Here is a 19062-nt window from a genome sequence, read left to right on the forward strand (position 1 = left end):
CTTCGGCTCCTGGGGCTCCTCATACGGAGCGATAGGCGGCCGCTCTCGCTACGCGACGCGACGCGCTATGGCCAGCGAGAGCGGCCGTGATGTCACATCTTCGGCATCAGCTTCTCGACCACCTGATCGACGCTGAAGCTCGCGGAACGAGCGCGCGGTGGAAACTCCTTAAAGCTCTGCAGCCACTGCATGAGGAGCGGCGGCGCCGCATACATCAGAAAGTTCTGTTCGAGGAACCAGTCATTGTACTTGATGCTCTCTTCGCCGCGCTCGAACGGATCGGCACGCAGATCGAAAAACTTGGGAATGCGCATCGGCGACAAGGGTTCGCGCCAAACATCAATGCCTGTGGCCCTCTGTTCGGCAAAGACGATCTTGAACCGTCCCATGCGCATCGCCATGCAGTCGCCGTCATCGCTCCAGTAGATAAAGCCCTCGCGCGGAGACTTCTCTTCCTTGCCGGAAAGAAATGGCATCAAGTTGTAGCCATCGAGATGGACCTTGAAGGTCTTGCCATCGATATCGTAGCCCTTCTTCACCTTCTCGACGAGGTCGGGCTCGCCGTTTGCTGCCGCGAACGTCGGTATGAAGTCCTGCAGAGAGCAGACATCATTGACGACACGGCCAGGCTCTATCACACCGGGCCATCGTACGACGCAAGGCACGCGCCAGCCGCCTTCCCAATTGGTGTCCTTCTCGCCGCGGAATGGCGTCGACCCGCCGTCCGGCCAAGTCATCACCTCGGCGCCGTTGTCGGTAGTGAAGACGACAATCGTGTTGTCGGCGCTGCCGAGGTCGTCGAGTTTTTCAAGGAGTTGGCCCACGTAACCGTCGAGCTCGACCATGCCGTCAGGATAGAGGCCGAGGCCAGTCTTTCCGATCGATGACGGTTTCAGATGCGTGAAGACGTGCATGCGTGTCGGATTGAAGTAGCAGAACCACGGAGCACCCTCCTTCGTCTTCCGATCGATAAAGTCGAGCGCGGCAGCGAGAAACTCCTCGTCCACCGTTTCCATCCGCTTGCGCGTGAGTGGACCGGTGTTCTCGATCACTTGCTTGCCGACTTTGCCGAACTGCTGGTCTACCGTCGCGTCGTCCTTGCTGGTGGCCGTGCACTTGAGCACGCCGCGCGGTCCATATTTCTTACGGAAAGCCGGATCCTTCGGATAGTTCGGGTATTCGGGCTCCTCTTCAGCATTGAGGTGATAGAGGTTGCCAAAGAACTCATCGAAGCCGTGAACGGTCGGCAGGTGCTCGTTGCGGTCGCCGAGGTGGTTCTTCCCGAATTGGCCGGTAGCGTAGCCGAAGCTCTTCATGAACTGCCCAATGGACGGGTCCTCGGCACTCAGACCCAGCGTGGCGCCCGGCATGCCGACCTTGGTCAATCCGGTGCGGATCGGCGATTGCCCCGTGATGAAGGCGGCGCGGCCGGCAGTGCAGCTCTGCTGTCCGTAGAAGTCCGTGAACATCGCGCCTTCACGCGCGATGCGGTCGATGTTGGGCGTTCGATAGCCCATGACCCCAAGATTGTAGCAACTGGAATTATACCAGCCGATATCGTCGGCCATAATGAACAGAATGTTGGGCTTCTTTGACCGTGCCATGGCACTGCTCCCGGTTCGCGACTGTTAAGCGCTCCCCCTTGGATGCCCTCTTGGTGCAGTGCCCCGTAACGTGGAGATCTTGGACGAAGTAGATCCGCCGGCCGAGACTGATCCAAAAGTCGATGTCAGTCCACAAACGTTTCGCGTTCAGTAAATGTCCGCTTCCGGCGCGAAGCTGACGATCGACAATTCAAGTACAGCCCCGCCTCAAGCCGCCTTCTGGCCCTTGGCCGCGATCTCGGCCAGCGCCGACACCAGCTTGCGCACGCCCTTGAAGCGCACCTGCGGCTGGTCCCAATCGCCCTTGAAGATCAGCTTGTGATCCGGCTGCAGCTTGGCAAGCCCGCGCGAGCCCTGCAGGAATTGCGCGAGCCCCTGCGCATTAGCGAACGCATTGCGATGGAATGTAATGACCGCGCCCTTCGGACCCGCATCGACCTTTGCGATCCCCGCCGAACGGCACAGCCCCTTGATCTCCATGACGTCGAGCAAATGATCGACTTCCGCCGGCAGCTCGCCGAACCGGTCCACCAGCTCCGCCGCGAAGGAATCGATCTCGGCCCGCGTTTCGAGCGCCGAAAGACGCCGATAGAGACCCAGCCGAAGTTGCAGATCGGCGACGTACGTCTCGGGGATCAGCACCGAAAGACCGATTGCGATCTCCGGGCTCCACTTCTCTTCGGCATCGCCGAAATCGCCGCCCTTCATGGCCGCGACCGCCTCTTCCAGCATCGACTGGTAGAGCTCGAAGCCGACCTCGCGGATGTGCCCCGACTGCTCTTCGCCGAGCAGGTTGCCGGCACCGCGAATGTCGAGATCGTGGGACGCAAGCGAGAAACCCGCGCCAAGCGTATCGAGCGACTGCAGCACCTTGAGCCGCTTCTCCGCACCCTCGGTGAGCTTCTGCCCCGGCGGCGTGGTGAAGTAGGCATACGCGCGCCGCTTCGAGCGACCGACGCGCCCGCGCAACTGATAGAGCGCGGCGAGCCCGAACATGTCGGCGCGATGCACGATCAGCGTGTTCGCGTTCGGCACGTCGAGACCGGACTCGACGATGGCCGTCGACAGCAGCACGTCGTACTGCCCTTCGTAGAACGCCGTCATCACGTCTTCCAGCTCGCTCGGCGCAAGCTGCCCGTGCGCGCGGGCGACCTTAAGATGCGGCACCGCTTCCCGCAGGAATTCCGCCACATCGTCGAGATCGGAGATGCGCGGAGCGACGTAGTAGGTCTGCCCGCCGCGGTCCCGCTCGCGCTTCAGGGCATCGATCAGGATTACAGGATCGAACTGAGAGATGTAGGTGCGCACGGCAAGACGATCCACCGGCGGCGTCGTGATCAGCGACAGTTCCCGCACGCCGGTCAGCGCCAATTGCAGCGTGCGCGGAATGGGCGTCGCCGACAGCGTCAGCACATGCACGTCCTCGCGCAGCTGCTTCAGTCGTTCCTTGTGCGAAACGCCGAAATGCTGCTCCTCGTCGATCACCAGAAGACCAAGCCGTTGGAACTCGATCTGCTTGCCGAGCAGCGCGTGCGTGCCGACCACGATATCGAGGGTGCCGTTCTTGAGCCCGTCCTTGACCTCGGTCAGATCTTTCCCGGACACGAGCCGCGAAGCCTGGCCGATCTTGAGCGGCAGGTTCTTGAACCGCTCCAGAACCGTGCGCGAATGCTGCCGCGCGAGAAGCGTCGTCGGCACCACGATCGCAACCTGCAAGCCGTTCATGGCCGCGACGAACGCCGCACGCAGCGCCACCTCCGTCTTGCCGAAGCCGACGTCGCCGCACACCAGCCGGTCCATCGGACGGCCCGCCTGCAGATCGCCGAGCACCGCTTCGATGCTCGCGGCTTGATCTTCCGTCTCTTCGTACGGGAACCGCGCGACGAACTCGTCGTACGCGCCCTGAGGCGGTGCCAATGCCGGCGCCTCGCGCAGCTGCCTAAGCGCCGCGATCTTGATCAGCTCAGCCGCCATCTCGCGCAGCCGCTTCTTGAGCTTGGCCTTGCGCGACTGCCATGCCACGCCGCCGAGCTTGTCGAGCTGCGTGTTGCCCTCGTCCGAGCCGAACCGCGACAGCAGCTCGATGTTCTCGACCGGCAGATAGAGCGTATCGCCACCCGCGTATTTCAGCTCGAGACAGTCATGCGGAGCGCCCAGCGCCGTGATCGTCTTGAGACCATGGAACCGGCCGATACCATGGTCGGCGTGCACGACGAGATCGCCGACCGAAAGGCTCGTCGCCTCGGTCAAAACATCGGCCGCGCGTTTGGCTTTCCGCCGCGGCCTCACAAGCCGGTCACCCAGAATATCCTGCTCGGCGACGACCACCAGCTCGGGTGTCTCGAAGCCCTGCTCGAGGCCGAGTACGGCTAGACCCGTCACGTTCGTATCGAGCGCCAGCGCGTCCGAATACCCTTCGACCTTGGTTTGCGCCTTGAGCCCGTGATCGGACAGCAGCGACGAAAGCCGCTCGCGCGCTCCCGGCGTCCACGCCGCGACGATCACGCGACGATGCTCGGCGTGCACGCGCTTCAGATGCGCGACAACCGCATCGAACACGTTGGCATCCGGATTCTGACGCTCCGGCGCGAACGATCGCCCCGCGCGACCGCGCCATGGCCGCACGCCGGGCCCATCCGCGATCTCGAACGGCGTCAGCCGCACCACCTTGTGCGGCGCCAGCGCTTTCGCCCATCCGGCTGCGTCGAGGAACATGCGATCCGGCGGCACCGGCTTGTAGGGCGGCGCACCAAACCGCTCCGCTTCGAGCCCTTCGGTGCGGGCCAGATAATGCTCGTTCACCTGATCGAACCGGCTCTTGACGGCATCGTCCACCAGGTGATCGAAGCTCAGCGTCGCGCCGTCCACATAGTCGAGCAACGTATCGAGCTTGTCGTGGAAGAACGGCAGCCAGTGCTCCTGTCCGCTGTAGCGGCTGCCGGCACTGACGGCCTCATACAGGGGATCGTCGCCGGTCGCGCCGCCGAACAGTTCCACGTAACGCGTACGGAACAGCGCGGTCGCCGCCTCGCCGAACGCCACTTCCGAAACCGGCATCAGGATGAGCTTGCGCAGCGTTTTCGAGGTGCGCTGCGTTTCCGCATCGAACACCTTGATGGACTCCAGCGTATCGCCGAAGAAATCGAGCCGCACCGGGTTCTGCCGGCCCGGCGGAAAGAGATCCAGGATACCACCGCGCACCGCGAACTCGCCCTGCTCCATCACCGTGCCGGTGCGGGTATACCCCGCCAGAGAAAGCCGCGCGACGAAACGGTTGAGATCGACACGCTGGCCCGGCGCCACGCTCTTCATGGCGTTGCGGATGAAGGATTTCGGCGGCACGCGCTGCAAAATCGCGTTCACCGTCGTAAGCACGATCAACGGCTCGCTGCGGCTTCCAAGCGCCAGACGCGACAGCGCGGTCACGCGCTTGGCCACGATTTCGGCGTTCGGCCCGACGCGATCGTAAGGCACCGTATCCCAGGCCGGGAACGGCACCACGCGCACTTTCGGCGCGAAGAAGCGCAACTGACCTTCCAGCGCTTCGAGGCGCCGGTCGTCGCGCGTCACGTGCACGACGATGCCTTGCCGCTCCCCGTCCGCGCCTTCCTCGACCAGGCGCGCGAGCACGAGCGCGTCGAGACCTTCCGGCACGCCCGTAAAAATCAGATCCGCCCGCTCGCTCATGGTCTCGTGCAGTCCCTTGTTCTAGGATCGGCCAGCGCATCCAACGCGCAGCCGAGAGGGCGCGCCGCTAGGCGAGCCCGTGAAACCGGCGGATGTCGGCAACCAGATCGGCAAACTCGCCCGTCGCGTCCAAAGGCGGCACCGGTCCGAGTAGCCAACCCTGGATTTCCGGATCGTTCTCCGCCAGAAAACGCTCGAAACGGTCGAGATCGGTCCCCGACATGCCCGGCAGGCGCTCCTCGGCAAACCGGCCGACAAGCAGGTCGAGTTCCTTGGTGCCCCGATGACCGGCGCGCCACGCTGCGCGCCGCCGCCGCACCTCGATATCGTCGCTCATGGTGAGAAAAACCGTTTGCGCGCCGGGCCCGCTTTGCTTCGCCCGCTCCGAGGTGTCATATAGCGCCCTCTCCGGGGCCTGTCAGCCCATGGAGACGGCCTGCGCCGGCCCGTGTCGCCGCAGGCTGGTTTTCGTGCCTAAATCGGCCGATCGAGGCGAACAAAGTAGGTCCTGCCGGACGCCATGCGGCCCAACGAGCTTTCCCCCCTGTTCGCGTCTGCCGACACCCTTAAGGGCGTCGGCCCCCATGTGCTGACACTGCTCAAGAAGGCCCTGAAGCTCCCGCCCGGCGTCATCCAGCCCCGCATCATCGACCTTTTATGGCACCTGCCGACCGGCATCATCGACCGGCGCGCCGAGCCGACCGTCGTGGCCGCGATCCCCGGGACGATCGCCACCCTCAAGGTGCGGGTCCTGAAGCACAAGGCGCCGCCGCGCGGCAACAACAAGGCCCCCTACAAGATCGCAACCGAGGACGAAACCGGCCGTCTGGACCTGATCTTCTTCCGCGCCGAGCGTTCCTTCATCGAGCGCCAGCTGCCGGTCGGCGAGGAACGTTACGTCTCGGGCCGTGTCGAGCGCTACGGCGAAACATTGCAGATGGCGCATCCGGATTACATCGTGGCACCGGAAGCGCGCGACGATCTCCCGCTGCTGGAGCCCGTCTATCCGTTGACCGGCGGCCTCTCCGGAAAAGTCATGCTGAAGGCCGAACGGCAAGCCCTCGGCAAAGCCCCCGCGTTCGCCGAATGGCAGGATCCCGCCTGGCTGAAGCAGCGCGGCTGGCCCTCATTCGGCGAAGCCCTGAAACGGCTCCATCATCCCGATGACGCGGCCGATGTGTCGCTCGGCAGCGCGCCCCTCCAGCGGCTGGCCTACGACGAGCTGCTTGCCAACCAGCTCGCCCTCGCCATCGTCCGCGAAAGCTTCAAGGCCCAGCGCGGCCGCCCCGTCTCGGGCAACGGACGCCTGCGCGCGAAGATCGAAGCGGCCCTGCCGTTCAAGCTGACGAACTCGCAAGTCTCCGCCTTGAAGGAAATCGGCGACGACATGGGCTCGCCGCGCCGCATGCTGCGCTTGCTGCAAGGCGACGTCGGCTCCGGTAAAACCGTTGTCGCCTTGATGGCGATGGCAACCGCAGTCGAAGCGGGTGCCCAAGCAGCTCTCATGGCCCCGACCGAAGTGCTCGCACGCCAGCACGCCGAGACCATCGCGCCGCTGGCCGACGCAGCGGGTCTCCGCCTCGGCCTCCTGACCGGCCGCGAGAAAGGCCGCGCTCGCGACGAGCTTTTGAACCGCCTTGCGTCCGGCGAGATCGATATCCTCGTCGGCACCCACGCTCTGTTCCAGGATGACGTGGTGTTTCGCGATCTCGCGTTCGCGGTGATCGACGAGCAGCATCGCTTCGGCGTGCACCAGCGCCTCGCGTTGCAGACCAAAGGCGGCCAGGGCGGCGCCAACATGCTGGTGATGACGGCGACGCCGATCCCGCGCACGCTGTTGATGACCCACTACGGCGATCTCGAAGTTTCGCGCTTGAACGAAAAGCCCGCTGGCCGCAAACCGATCACGACCAAGCAAATCCCCAAAGCGAGCCTCGAAAAGCTCATCGCCCGCATCAAGGTGCAGCTCGCCGAAGGCGCGCAGGTTTACTGGGTCTGCCCCCTGATCGAAAGCTCCGACGTGTCCGATCTCGCCGCTGCCGAGGAACGCCACGCGCACCTGACGCAAATCCTGGGCGAAGGCGTCGGACTGCTCCATGGCGGCATGAACGCGACGGCCAAGGACGCGACGATGGCGGCCTTCGCCGACGGCAATCTCAAGGTGCTCGTCGCCACCACCGTGATCGAGGTTGGCGTCAACGTGCCGAACGCCAACATCATGGTCATCGAGCACGCCGAGCGCTTCGGCCTCGCTCAGCTTCATCAGCTGCGCGGACGCGTCGGGCGCGGCAGCCGCGAGAGCTTCTGCATGCTGCTTTATCAGGAACCGCTGAGCAAGACCGCCGAGCAGCGCCTCAAGATGATGGAAGATACGGAAGATGGCTTCCTGATTGCCGAGAAGGACCTCGAACTGCGCGGCGGCGGCGAGGTACTCGGCGCGCGCCAGAGCGGCGAAGCAGAATTCCGGGTCGCCGGCGGCGTGAACTTTTCGGAAATGCTGCAGGCGGCCCACGATGACGCCCGCTTGATCTATCAGGCCGACCCGGATCTCTTGTCGGAGCGCGGACAGGCGCTTCGCCGCCTGCTCTACCTGTTCGAATGCGACGAAGCCATCCGCCTCTTCCGCGCGGCGTGATGCTCTACGGCGTCCCTGCCTCAGGCGGTGGTGGCCGCCGCGTCTCGGTCTTGACGCCGCGTTCCGCGAGCAACTTCAGGCGGGCCTCGTAGTCCGGCACCACCATGCCCGCAGAGATCACGATCTTCGCCGCATCCTCGACGCTCATCTTGAGGAACGTCACGTCGCGCCGGGGCACGAAGCAGATGAAGCCGGTCGGCGGCACGATGCCGGTCGGCATGAACACGGTCAGCAGATCTTCCTCGCCGCCCGGCTGCGTGATCGAGATCTCGCCCTTCGTCTCGCCCGTCACGAACACGATCGACCACAGCCCTTTCGAGGGAAACTCGATCAGGCCGACTTTCTGAAAGCCTTGCTGCTGACCCGTCGCGGTCGCCGAGACCAGCGACTCGAAGAACTGCTTCAGCGCCCGGTACACGTTGCGCACGATCGGCATCCGGTCGAGCGCCATCTCGCCAAACGAAATCAGCGAGCGGCCGAGCAGGTTGGCGGTAAGCGCGCCTGTGATCGTGAGAAACAGGATACCGAACAGAAGCCCGATGCCGGGCACCGCAAACGGAAGGTAGGTATCCGGCAGATAGGCCGTCGGCACGAACGGCTTGAGCCACGCGTCGGTGACGTTGATCACCCACCAGATGATGTAGATCGTGAGCGTCACCGGGCCGACAATGATCAGACCCGTGAGGAAGTAGTTGCGCAGCCGCGCACCAATCCGAAGCGGCGCCCCATCGTCTGCCGCCAAAAGCTGAATCCCGGCAGAAAGACCGCCGTCGTCGCCGCTTTGAGGCTTCTTGCTTTTGGGATTGTCCGTCATCGCGGGCTATCGTGGGGTCTCGGAGTGCCTCTCGTCAACACCCGCCACTGAAGCGTGTTGTGTCCACCGCTCCGCGCCACCATCGTCGCCCGACCCAAAACGCGGCAGGAAAACGAAACCGGCCCTCCAAAGGAGCGGCGAAAGCTTCACTTTTATTGAGTTACGACGAGACAGTCGAAGCCCTGCGGCCGCAGCGTCTTGCAAAGCTGCGTCGGCTCCTTCGCATCCGCGTAAGGCCCAAGCCGCACGCGATAGAAGGTCCCCATGCTGCCGATGACGGCCTCGTCGATCTCGGACGACACCGCCCCGCTCTGAACGCCCGGATAGGCGTCGAGCGATCGCGCAAGGCGCTCCGCCTCGTCGCGCGAGCGGACCGCAGCGACCTGCAGCTTGTAGGCGCCGCCTGTCGGACCGGCGGACGCTGTCTTGGTCTTGGCCGCGACCGGAGGAGGAGCGGCTGCCGACTGCGGACCCGCCCAAGGCAGCTCCGTCGGGCTTTCTGGGCCACGCTGGACCATCGACGATGTCTGCGCGGTCGAAACCGTCGTCTCCTGCCCCCAGCCGAGGGATTGCGGGGTGGAGCCGGTCGTAACTGCGGTCGAACCATCAGTCGAAGCCGCCTGCGAGCTGGAGGTACCCGATCCGAAAATATTGCCGAAGAAGCCGCTGACTGCGGAGCCGGCGCCCGCAAGCGGGTTCGATGTTCCGGCGGACGAAGACGCGGCCGGTGCCGAGCCCATCGGATTGATGCCGTTCGTTTCCGGGGCGGGCGCGTAACCCGTCGCGGCGGCGACCTGCTGCGGTGGAGCTGCGGCTTGCGCGGCTGCCGCATCCGTTTGCGTTTCCCAAGAAGAGCCCTGAGCCACTGCAGGCGCGCCATCCGAAGACGGCCCGAAGGCACTGGCCTGCGGCGCGGCCGGAGCCTGAGCGACCGTCCCCGGCAACGTCGTCGGCGCGGCGGCCGGTTGTGTCTGAGCCGTCTGAGAGGAACCCGTCAGCGAAGGCAGCGTCGGCAGGAAATTCCAGAACGACGACTGCTGCGAAGCATTGACGACCTGTGCACCGGACTTTGCCCCAGGCGCCGAAGCCGTCCCTTGATCGAGCGGCGCCGCGCCGATTGTCGGCGGGTTGTCGCCCAACCCCGCTTCGCGATAAGCGAGCTGGCGTTCCTCGGTCGCCTTCTTCTTGAGATCATCCGGCAGGCCGCCCTTGAGCCAGACCGCCGTGGTGAGATCGGAAATCGCCTGCGCGGGGCGGCCCTGCTTGCGGTAGGCCGTGCCGCGATAGTAAAGCGCCCGCGCCATCTGCCCGTTCGGCAAACCGCCGCTCGCGAGCGCAGAACTCAGGTTCTGCTCGGCGCCGGCCATATCGCCGGCCTCGAACGCCTTGAGCCCGGCGGCGTAAGCACGCTGCGTAGCGGCTGGATCTCTCTGGGCGTCGCCTTCGGACTTTTCCTTGGCGGCCTTTGCGCTCTTGCCGGCCTTCTTGGTTTCGCCAGCGGCATCGGCATTCAGCGGCAACCCCGCAAGCCCGACTGCCAGGCATGCAGCGGCGAGCCACGGCAGCCTCCCGGCGCCCGTCCAACGATGAGCAGCATTTACCATGCGCTTTTTGTTCCCTGCCGTCCGTAGAGACGCACAACCCCGTGAAACGTTTAGGTCAAGCAGACCTAAGAGGCAAATCCGGGGCAGTACGGTGACGATCCTTATCCCCTCATTCCACCGTGACCGACTTCGCCAGATTGCGCGGCTGATCGACGTCAGTCCCCATGAACACCGCCGTATGATAGGCGAGCAGCTGCACCGGCACCGCGTAGATCAACGGGTTGGTCAACGCGTGTGCCGTCGGCGTCGAGATATGGGCCGCCAGCGCACATCCGATTTTTTCTGGATTTGCATTCGAAATCAATATGATCTGCCCACCGCGCGCAGCCACTTCCTGCACGTTCGAGATGGTCTTTTCGAGGAGATCATCCTCTGGCGCCACCACGATCACCGGCACCCGCTCGTCGATCAGCGCGATCGGCCCGTGCTTGAGCTCGCCCGCCGCATAACCTTCAGCGTGGATGTAGGAGATTTCCTTGAGCTTGAGCGCCCCTTCGAGCGCCAGCGGATAGCTGGAGCCGCGCCCGAGATAGAGCACATCCCTCGCCTTCGAGAGCCCCTGGGCCAGCTCGATGAACTGATCCTCGTTGCGCAGCATCGTGGAAATGAGCCGCGGAACCTCGACCAGCGCCGTAACCAGCTCCTGCTCGAGCGCGTCCGAAACAGTCCCCCGCGCGCGACCAAGCGCGATCGCGAGGCACGCGAGCGCTGCAAGCTGGCAGGTGAAGGCCTTGGTCGAAGCAACGCCGATCTCCGGCCCCGCCAGCGTCGGCAGCACCGCATCCGATTCGCGCGCGATGGTAGAGGTCCGCACGTTGACGATCGACGCGATGCGCTGCCCGTTGGCTTTCGCGTAGCGCAGCGTCGCCAGCGTGTCGGCGGTCTCGCCGGATTGCGAGACGAAGAGAGCCAATCCGCCCGGCGGCAACGGCGCCTCGCGGTAACGCAATTCCGAAGCGACGTCGATCTCGACCGGCAAGCGCGCATAGCGCTCGATCCAGTATTTACCGACCAGCCCCGCATAGTAGGCCGTTCCGCAAGCCGAGATCGTCACGCGCGAGATCTTGGTGAGATCGATGCCGAGATCCGGAAAGTTGACCTTGCCGTTCGCCATGTCGAGATAGTTCGACAGCGTGTGGCTGATCACGTCCGGCTGCTCGTGGATTTCCTTCGCCATGAAATGGCGGTGATTGCCCTTGTCGACGAGCAGCGAGCTCGCGACCGACTTGATCAGCGGCCGCTTCACGGGCGCGCCATCCCGGTCGAACACCTCGACGCCCGCGCGCCGCATGACGGCCCAGTCGCCTTCTTCGAGGTAGGTGATCGCATCGGTGAACGGGGCCAGCGCGATGGCATCGCTCCCGAGATACATCTCGCCGCGCCCATGTCCGATCGCGAGCGGGCTTCCCTGCCGCGCCGCGATCATCAGATCGTCCTCACCCGCGAAGATGATGCCGAGCGCGAACGCGCCCTTGAGCTTCTTGAGCGCTTGCTTGACGGCCTCGACCGGCCCCGCGCCTTGCTGCATTTCGTCGGTGACGAGATGGACGACGGCTTCCGTATCGGTGTCGGTCTCGAAGGTGTGGCCCTTGGCGCTGAGCTCGGTCTTGAGCTCGCGGAAATTCTCGATGATGCCGTTGTGGACCACCGATACCTTCGCGCTCATGTGCGGATGCGCGTTGCGCTCGGTCGGCCGCCCGTGCGTGGCCCAGCGCGTATGCCCGATGCCCGTGTGCCCCGACAACGGCTCTGTCAGCAGGCGCGTTTCCAGATTGCGCAGCTTGCCTTCCGCGCGCCGCCGCTCGAGATGTCCGTTCTCGACGGTCGCGACGCCGGCGCTGTCATAGCCGCGATACTCGAGCCGCCGCAAAGCATCGACAAGATCCGTCGCCACGGGCTTGTTGCCGAGAATGCCGACAATGCCACACATCGGTGAGCCTTTCGCTGCATTGCTGGAATGAGATCCGAACGCGAGAACACGCCCGAAATGCCGTACGAGAGGAGAGGCCGCCTGATCAAATCAAACAATATGTCGATTCTTAACTTAAGCTATTTTCCGGCGGCCTTCCGCCGCGCCATCATGGAGCGGAACTTCTCCGCCCACCCTGGCCGCACGTCCTGTTCGCTGCGCTCGAGCGCGAGCGCACCTGCCGGAACGTCCTTGGTAATGACGCTGCCCGAGCCGACGTAGGCCCCGGCCCCGATCTTGAGCGGCGCCACCAGCGCCGAGTTCGAGCCGACGAACGCGCCCTCCCCGATCTCGGTCTTGTGCTTGAAGAAGCCGTCGTAGTTGCAGAAAATCGTACCGGCGCCGATGTTTGCCTTGGCGCCGACCGTTCCATCGCCGAGATAGGCGAGATGGTTGGCTTTCGCCCCATCGCCCAGCGCCACGTTCTTGACCTCGACGAAATTTCCGATGTGCACGTCGCGTCCAAGCACCGCACCGGGCCTCAGCCGCGCATAGGGTCCAATCCGCGCGCCATCTCCGACCTGCGCGCCTTCGAGATAGGAATTGGCCTTGATCTCCACCTCGTCGCCGACCGTAACGCCAGGCCCGAAGAACACGTTGGGCTCGACCAGAACGTCGCGGCCCAGCGCCGTATCAAAAGAGAACCAGACGGTCTCGGGCGCAATCAGGGTCGCGCCGTCCGTCATCGCCCGATCGCGCGCCCGGCGCTGCCAGATGGCTTCCGCCACTGACAGCTCGCGGCGCGAATTGACGCCCAGAACCTCGTCCTCCTCGCAAACGACGACGCCCGCGCGCCCGCCCGCGTCCCGCACCAGCGCAATCGCATCGGTGAGATAGAACTCGCCCTTGGCGTTGGCGTTGCCGATTTTGTCGAGCACCGCGAGCGGCCGATCCAGCCGGAACGCCATCACTCCCGAGTTGCAGAGACGAATGGCGAGTTCGTCCGCACTCGCATCCTTGGCCTCGCGGATCGCAACCAGCGCGCCACTCGCGTCGGTAACGAGGCGGCCGTAGCTGCCCGGATCGCGCGCCTCGAACCCGAGCACGGCAACCTGCGCGCCGCGATCCAGTTCGCCGATCAGCGCCGAAACGGTCTCTTGCGTGATGAGCGGCGTATCCGCGAACAACACCAGAAGATCGCCCGTGTGCTGCGCAATGGCCTCCCGCGCGGCCAGCACCGCGTCCGCCGTACCGAGTTGGTTTTCCTGAACGAACACGGCGGCCCCCGAGGCCGCCGCCAGCGCTTCCGATCGCACGTCGTCCATGCCGGGACCGACGACGACCGCCAGCTTCTCGCCGCCCACGCCCTTTGCCAGCGCCAGCACGTGCCCGAGCATCGAGCGGCCCGCGATGCGATGCAGGACCTTCGGCGTCTGAGAGCGCATGCGCGTTCCCTTGCCGGCGGCAAGTATCACGGTGAGCAACGATCGGCTCATGCTGAAATCCTGAAGGCTGACAGAATCGGCTGCAAGCTATCCCTCCCCACCGGCGGGCGCAAATGCCCCCGCCCGCGGACCGTCCGAGCCCAGCATTTGTGCTCGTTTCCGAGCCATCCCGGATCGGACCGCATTATCCCCAAATCGTCCACAGTTGCATCACCCCGTTGCGTTGACCCCCGGGGGCCGACTCAGACACCAACATTCCATGGCAGAGGCCGCGTTGCCCGGAATGGATTGGCCCAATCTCACGACCGGCTGCGACGCACGGAAACGCCTCGAACTGAAAGTTTAGGGTCCGGAAGAGAGATCATGACGGAAAAAAGCCTCCCGCAACCGGCTTCGTCCTCGAGCGCGAACACCGCCCGAGGCCGCACGTTCACCCCGTATGTGCTGATCTGGGCCGGCCTTGCGACCCTATCGCTGGTCTATCTCGGACTGTTGGCGGCCCAACCGGCGATGGTTGCGGGCGTGCTGGGCGCTGCTCCACAACAGCAGACGGCAAACGCCGAGGAAGATGCCGCTCACAAGCAGGCGCTCGGCGAGGCCGTGGCAGAGGTTCGCACGCTGCGTGACACGCTCGACCAGTTCCGCAGCGAGCTGATCGAGATCCGCGCCCAGGTAACGAACCAGGGCGACGCGACGCGCGAAGTCGCAAACCGCATCGCAACGCTTGAAACCGATCCCACCGAGCTGCAGCGCCTCGCCAAGGACGCAACCGCCAAGAACGCCGCCCAGGTCAAGGCAGCCAAGGCCGCCGAAGCCGCCGCGCACAAGGCGGAAGCCGCCCAGAAGCTTGCAGCCGAGAAGGCCGCCGGCGACGCCAAGAAAACTGCCAAGGCACCCGGCATCGAAACCGGCAGTGTTGCGCAGCCGGCCGCCGGAGCGGCCATCACCTTCGGCCCGCCGACAGTCACCCCGACGCCGGCCGCACTCCCGCCGGCCCCGAGCGCGGGCAAGCTCATCGGCGTGCAGATCGCGACCGGCCCGTCGGTCGACAGCCTGCGCTTGAGCTGGACTCTGCTCAACGAACGTCACGGCGATAGCTTCCGGTCGCTCGAGCCCCGCTACACGACCGAAATGTCCGGCTCCGAGCAGACCTACGACCTCGTCGTCGGGCCTTTGGCAAGCACGGACGAAGCGCGCCGCCTCTGCCAGGAGCTGGCTATGAAGGCCACGCCCTGCACCATCAGCCGCTTCACCGGCGACGCGCTCTAGTTTTCCGGCGAAACACCTCGCGAAAACCAAAAGCCCTCTCCCCGTCCACGGGGAGAGGGCTTTTGCTTGGAAGATTTTTTGCGGAATATCTGCAGCCTGAAGCGCCACGCGTTCGCGGGCACACGACGGCCACACCTTTGGATCACGATTTCGCCGACCTCCAACCCGTCGCGAGGAGCACCGCGCCATGAAGCCCTTCATGAACCTCGATGAGGTCGAATTCGACGACGTCGAGGAAAACGGCATCTACACGTCGAGCCGCGGCCAGATCAGCGACCACATCGGCGCGAAAAAGCTGGGCTACAATCTGACCGTCCTGCCACCCGGCAAGGTCCAGTGCCCCTTCCATTCCCACCATGGCGAAGAAGAAATGTTCCTGATCCTCGAGGGTGAGGGCGAGCTGCGGTTTGGAGACAAGCGCTACCCGATCCGCAAGCACGATGTCATCGCCTGCCCGCCCGGCGGCCCTGAAGTGGCGCACCAGATCATCAATACGGGCACGACGACGATGCGCTATCTGGCGCTCTCGAACCTCGTCGATGTCGACGCTTGCGAGTATCCGGACTCTGGAAAGGTCTCGATCGTCTCCGGCAACCGCGGCGAGCGCGGCCTGCGCAAGATCTTCCGCGCCGAAAACACCGTCGACTATTACGATCGCGAGAAGCCCTGAGCAGTGGCGCCCCGAGCTAGGCCGGATTCAACGTAGCTCTAAAGCCCGCCTCGCTCCCGCGTTCCGCTATAGCCGGATGGGCTCTCAGGTCTTGCGGCCGATGCCGTACTGGAACAGCGTTGGCGTTTCCAACACCTCCACGGTAAGCCCCGCAGCCAAGCACTTGGCCTGCAAATCCGTCCGCGAATAATAATTCTTCACGACAGTCGCCTGCCGGCCGTCCGCAAGCCGGCGCCGTGTGAACTGGCCATCCTTCCCGAGCACATGAGGCGCCGTCTCCTCGGGCTTGCCGAGGTTGTCGACGAAAAACACCGACCCGCCCGGGTTCAACCAGGCCGCGACGTCGGCCAGAAAGTCCGCCAGAAGCTCGCTCGGAACGTGGGAAATCCAGAACGCGAACACCACGACATCGAATGAGCGATCGGGCCGCCACTGGAACAAATCCGCAATCACGGTGCGGACTTTGCCATCGCGGGCGGCGGGATTGTGCGCCAGCATCTGAGCCGAGCCGTCGACGAGCGTCAGGGTGCGGGCGCGCGGGACAAGAAGCCCGCTCCAAATTCCGGTTCCGGCTGCCAGCTCCAGCACGTCGCCGTCGAGATCCAGCGCCTGAAGCGCATCGCTCACGACACCTGCTTCCGCAAACCATCGGGCGTTCGCGGCAGGCCCCTCGTCGAACATTCCTCTGCGGAACCACCAATCGTCGTACTCGGGAGCACGATCGTCGTAATAGCGCTGCTGCTCTTCGAGCGCTTCCTTCAGCTTCGTCATCTTCAATCCGCTTGCCCATCGAAACCGCAGAGTGTGGCATCGCCAATGGGCGACGCCAAACATGAGATTTCGAAATGCTTATGCGGAATTCCCTCTCACCATCGAACCGATGAGGAGAGGGCTAGCGATTAAAGATCATCCGCCTTGAAGGTGTCACACTGCTTCATCTCGCCGGCGTCGAAGCCGCGCTGGAACCAGCGCACCCGCTGCTCGGACGTGCCATGCGTAAAGGCATCCGGCACCACGCGGCCCTGCATCTTCTTCTGGATCATATCGTCGCCGATCTGGCTGGCCGCGTTGAGGCCCTCTTCAATGTCGCCATGCTCGAGCCGCTTCTTGAGCTGATCGTTGAGGTTCGCCCACACGCCTGCGAGGCAATCCGCCTGCAGCTCCATCATCACCTGAATGCGATTGCCCTCGCGCTCGCTCACGCGCGACTTCGCGCGCTGCACCTGATCCGAGATGCCGAGCAGCGTCTGCACGTGATGGCCGACCTCGTGCGCGATGACGTAAGCCTGTGCGAAATCACCCGGCGCACTGAAGCGGCGCTTCAGCTCGTCGTAGAACACGAGATCCACGTAGACCTTCTGATCGAGCGGGCAATAGAACGGCCCCATCGCCGAGACGCCGGTTCCGCATGCGGTCTGGGTTCCCCCCGAGAACAGCACGAGCTGCGGCTCTTTATATTTCCGCCCGAAGCTCTCGAACACCTTGTTCCAGACGTCCTCGGTGTCGGCGAGTACGCGCGAGATGAACACCTTCATCTCGTCCTGAGCCTGCGGCACAGGCTTCTGCTGGCTCGCTGGCTCCGTTGATCCGGGCAGGCCGGGGATCTCGAACGGATTGTTGCGTTCGGCCGTGCGGCGCGGCACCTGCTGCTGCTGAGGCATCTGCTGGATATCAGGGAAGCCCTGCCCGCCGCCGAGAAGCACGTCGAGCGGGTTGATGCCGAAGAACAGCATGATGGCGCCGAGGATGAGCAGCGACGTGAGGCTCATGCCGCCCCGGCCGCCGATCGGGATCTGAATGCCCCGTCCGCCGCCACCACCCGGAAAGCGGAAACCGCCACCGCCGCCCTGCCCACGCCGGTCGTCGACATTGTTGCTCTGGCGATCTTCATCTTCGTAGCGCATGGAGGCACCCTTATTGGACTGCTTTCCGAAATATGTGACCTGATTTTCCGGTCGGAAGCATGACTATTCAAATATCGAGGCTATCGCGGCTGTTCAATAAAAAGTGCCGCCGCTTCAAGCCTTAGTTTGAGATCATAGCCGCAGGTGCGGGACAAGTCCCCCACCCGAACTTTCGATCTCGCAAACGCACATTGTGCCGCTCGGCTAGGCACACGCCGCCGAAACTTTGATCCGGTGACTGCAGAGGGGCCGGGGCACCCACCGAGGATGCCACACACACCTCTGACGTTGCAGCGCTTTTTGAAGTTCCAAGCCTTGGCATGACGATTGCTGAGTATCGCTTCAGCATCGCCCCGTAAGCGGCGGTGACGTCGGCGGGGCACCTCGCCGATTGCCGATCTCCGGCATCGGATGCTAGATCGGCGGGCTTCTCGGCCCATCCTGCGCCCGCCAACCCACCACGATGGAGGCAAATTTGCTGCGTCCCCTTCCACCGTTCCGCGCCAAGCCCGCAAGAAAGACTTTGTCGCCAAAACGCGCCACGGCGGATGCCCGCAAGGACACCGCTCCCATCAAGGTGAAAGCGCGGCGCCATCCCATCAAGCTTGCCCGCCTGGCTGCCGCGCCGCCGCTCCGGATCCTGAGCCGCCCGGCAATCAATCCCGTGTAAGGATTACGTGCTTTCAGCAGCCGACGGATTAGGAGCGCGTTAAAGCCCGGCCGTCATACCGCCGTCCACGGCCAGCTCCGCGCCGGTCACATAGGCGGAATCGTCGCTCGCAAAGAACAGCGTCGCCCGTGCGATCTCCTCCGGCGTCCCGAAGCGTCGCATCGGCGTCTTGTCGAGCAGCGCCTTGCTGACGAATGGGTTCTTGAGGAAGCGCTCGGTCAAGGCCGTGTCGATGTAGCCCGGCGCGACCGAGTTCACGCGGATGTTGTAGGACGCATACTCCACCGCCAGCGCCTTCGTCAGTGCGGTGACGGCCCCCTTGGTCGCCGAGTAGCCGGCGAGCTGCCGCAAGCCGCGCTGTCCCATGATCGACGACACGTTGACGAGCGACCCCGCTCCCGACGCCTTGAGCAGTTCGAAGGCATCGCGCGCGATCCGCACCACGCCGTCGAGGTTCACTTCGCGGATCTTGACCCAGTCGGCGTCCGACAGATGGCGGAAGTCGCTCCGTACATTGAGCCCGGCATTGTTGACGACCACGTCGGCCCGCCCGAACGCGCGCTCGACCTCGCGAAACAGCGCAGACACGTCCTGCCCGCGGGATACATCAACGGTCATGGCGGTGGCTTTGAGGCCTTCGCCTTTGAGGCTATCGGCAACCGCGCTCGCGCTTTCGCCGTTGACGTCCGTCACGAAAACGTGCGCGCCTTCGGCCGCGAACAATTGCGCAATGGCGCGACCGATGCCGGCGCCGGATCCGGTCACCACCGCAACCTTGTCTTTCAGTCGATCCATGGACTTCTCTTCTATTCTGAAACTTCCCCACCCCTTACAGGTCCTAAACGGAGGGT

The 19062-nt window shown here is 64.3% G+C and carries 13 protein-coding genes and 1 pseudogene; 4 read left to right on the top strand and 10 right to left on the bottom strand.

Annotated elements, in window-relative coordinates:
* Positions 1 to 92: 92 nt before the first annotated feature.
* The 3 genes and pseudogenes from RCO24_RS13140 to RCO24_RS13150 form a co-directional block, all read right to left on the bottom strand.
* Positions 93 to 1616, bottom strand: a pseudogene (locus RCO24_RS13140) (arylsulfatase); the annotation flags it as partial.
* A gap of 195 nt (positions 1617 to 1811) precedes the next feature.
* Positions 1812 to 5291, bottom strand: a complete 3480-nt coding sequence (mfd, locus tag RCO24_RS13145) for a transcription-repair coupling factor (RefSeq protein ID WP_308962700.1) — start codon at positions 5289 to 5291, stop codon at positions 1812 to 1814.
* Between the two features lie 67 nt (positions 5292 to 5358).
* A complete protein-coding gene (locus tag RCO24_RS13150) occupies positions 5359 to 5628 on the bottom strand; it encodes a succinate dehydrogenase assembly factor 2 (protein WP_308962701.1) in 270 nt (89 codons plus the stop codon).
* A gap of 183 nt (positions 5629 to 5811) precedes the next feature.
* Here RCO24_RS13150 and recG point away from each other — a divergent pair, with 183 nt between their 5' ends.
* Positions 5812 to 7926, top strand: coding sequence for an ATP-dependent DNA helicase RecG (gene recG, locus RCO24_RS13155; RefSeq protein ID WP_308962703.1), 2115 nt, complete (start codon positions 5812 to 5814; stop codon positions 7924 to 7926).
* Positions 7927 to 7930: 4 nt separating this feature from the next.
* Here recG and RCO24_RS13160 read toward each other — a convergent pair whose 3' ends face one another.
* The 4 genes from RCO24_RS13160 to glmU all read right to left on the bottom strand — a co-directional run bounded on the left by RCO24_RS13160 (position 7931) and on the right by glmU (position 13749).
* Positions 7931 to 8740 (bottom strand): DUF502 domain-containing protein, encoded by an 810-nt coding sequence (locus RCO24_RS13160; protein ID WP_308962704.1) that lies wholly within the window; start codon positions 8738 to 8740, stop codon positions 7931 to 7933.
* Positions 8741 to 8892: 152 nt separating this feature from the next.
* Positions 8893 to 10344, bottom strand: coding sequence for an SPOR domain-containing protein (locus tag RCO24_RS13165; protein ID WP_308962705.1), 1452 nt, complete (start codon positions 10342 to 10344; stop codon positions 8893 to 8895).
* A gap of 109 nt (positions 10345 to 10453) precedes the next feature.
* The gene (gene glmS, locus RCO24_RS13170) at positions 10454 to 12274 is read right to left on the bottom strand and encodes a glutamine--fructose-6-phosphate transaminase (isomerizing) (protein WP_308962707.1); all 1821 of its coding nucleotides are present in this window, start codon (positions 12272 to 12274) and stop codon (positions 10454 to 10456) included.
* Positions 12275 to 12393: 119 nt separating this feature from the next.
* A complete protein-coding gene (gene glmU, locus RCO24_RS13175; RefSeq protein ID WP_308962708.1) occupies positions 12394 to 13749 on the bottom strand; it encodes a bifunctional UDP-N-acetylglucosamine diphosphorylase/glucosamine-1-phosphate N-acetyltransferase GlmU in 1356 nt (451 codons plus the stop codon).
* A gap of 312 nt (positions 13750 to 14061) precedes the next feature.
* On the opposite strand from glmU, the gene RCO24_RS13180 reads away from it, so the two are divergent.
* Together RCO24_RS13180 and RCO24_RS13185 are read left to right on the top strand one after the other, a co-directional pair.
* Positions 14062 to 14967 (top strand): hypothetical protein, encoded by a 906-nt coding sequence (locus tag RCO24_RS13180; protein WP_308962709.1) that lies wholly within the window; start codon positions 14062 to 14064, stop codon positions 14965 to 14967.
* 187 nt (positions 14968 to 15154) lie between these two features.
* Positions 15155 to 15637 carry a cupin domain-containing protein gene (locus RCO24_RS13185; RefSeq protein WP_308962710.1) on the top strand — a complete coding sequence of 161 codons (483 nt, stop codon included), beginning with the start codon at positions 15155 to 15157 and terminating at the stop codon, positions 15635 to 15637.
* A gap of 84 nt (positions 15638 to 15721) precedes the next feature.
* Here RCO24_RS13185 and RCO24_RS13190 read toward each other — a convergent pair whose 3' ends face one another.
* Entirely contained in the window at positions 15722 to 16408 is a 687-nt protein-coding gene (locus RCO24_RS13190; RefSeq protein ID WP_308962711.1) for a class I SAM-dependent methyltransferase, read from the bottom strand.
* A gap of 128 nt (positions 16409 to 16536) precedes the next feature.
* Positions 16537 to 17541, bottom strand: a complete 1005-nt coding sequence (locus RCO24_RS13195; protein WP_308962712.1) for a neutral zinc metallopeptidase — start codon at positions 17539 to 17541, stop codon at positions 16537 to 16539.
* Positions 17542 to 18016: 475 nt separating this feature from the next.
* Here RCO24_RS13195 and RCO24_RS13200 point away from each other — a divergent pair, with 475 nt between their 5' ends.
* Entirely contained in the window at positions 18017 to 18211 is a 195-nt protein-coding gene (locus RCO24_RS13200; RefSeq protein ID WP_308962714.1) for a hypothetical protein, read from the top strand.
* A 39-nt stretch (positions 18212 to 18250) separates the two neighbouring features.
* Here RCO24_RS13200 and RCO24_RS13205 read toward each other — a convergent pair whose 3' ends face one another.
* Positions 18251 to 19006, bottom strand: a complete 756-nt coding sequence (locus tag RCO24_RS13205; protein ID WP_308962715.1) for a glucose 1-dehydrogenase — start codon at positions 19004 to 19006, stop codon at positions 18251 to 18253.
* Between the last annotated feature and the right edge of the window lie 56 nt (positions 19007 to 19062).

It is taken from the genome of Hyphomicrobium sp. LHD-15, assembly GCF_031157355.1.
Classification (GTDB): Bacteria; Pseudomonadota; Alphaproteobacteria; order Rhizobiales; family Hyphomicrobiaceae; genus Hyphomicrobium_C.

Coding starts and splice junctions, on each gene's coding strand:
- mfd (WP_308962700.1), bottom strand. CDS start 5,291: ATGAGCGAGCGGGCGGATCTGATTTTTACGGGCGTGCCGGAAGGTCTC.
- RCO24_RS13150 (WP_308962701.1), bottom strand. CDS start 5,628: ATGAGCGACGATATCGAGGTGCGGCGGCGGCGCGCAGCGTGGCGCGCC.
- recG (WP_308962703.1), top strand. CDS start 5,812: ATGCGGCCCAACGAGCTTTCCCCCCTGTTCGCGTCTGCCGACACCCTT.
- RCO24_RS13160 (WP_308962704.1), bottom strand. CDS start 8,740: ATGACGGACAATCCCAAAAGCAAGAAGCCTCAAAGCGGCGACGACGGC.
- RCO24_RS13165 (WP_308962705.1), bottom strand. CDS start 10,344: ATGGTAAATGCTGCTCATCGTTGGACGGGCGCCGGGAGGCTGCCGTGG.
- glmS (WP_308962707.1), bottom strand. CDS start 12,274: ATGTGTGGCATTGTCGGCATTCTCGGCAACAAGCCCGTGGCGACGGAT.
- glmU (WP_308962708.1), bottom strand. CDS start 13,749: ATGAGCCGATCGTTGCTCACCGTGATACTTGCCGCCGGCAAGGGAACG.
- RCO24_RS13180 (WP_308962709.1), top strand. CDS start 14,062: ATGACGGAAAAAAGCCTCCCGCAACCGGCTTCGTCCTCGAGCGCGAAC.
- RCO24_RS13185 (WP_308962710.1), top strand. CDS start 15,155: ATGAAGCCCTTCATGAACCTCGATGAGGTCGAATTCGACGACGTCGAG.
- RCO24_RS13190 (WP_308962711.1), bottom strand. CDS start 16,408: ATGACGAAGCTGAAGGAAGCGCTCGAAGAGCAGCAGCGCTATTACGAC.
- RCO24_RS13195 (WP_308962712.1), bottom strand. CDS start 17,541: ATGCGCTACGAAGATGAAGATCGCCAGAGCAACAATGTCGACGACCGG.
- RCO24_RS13205 (WP_308962715.1), bottom strand. CDS start 19,006: ATGGATCGACTGAAAGACAAGGTTGCGGTGGTGACCGGATCCGGCGCC.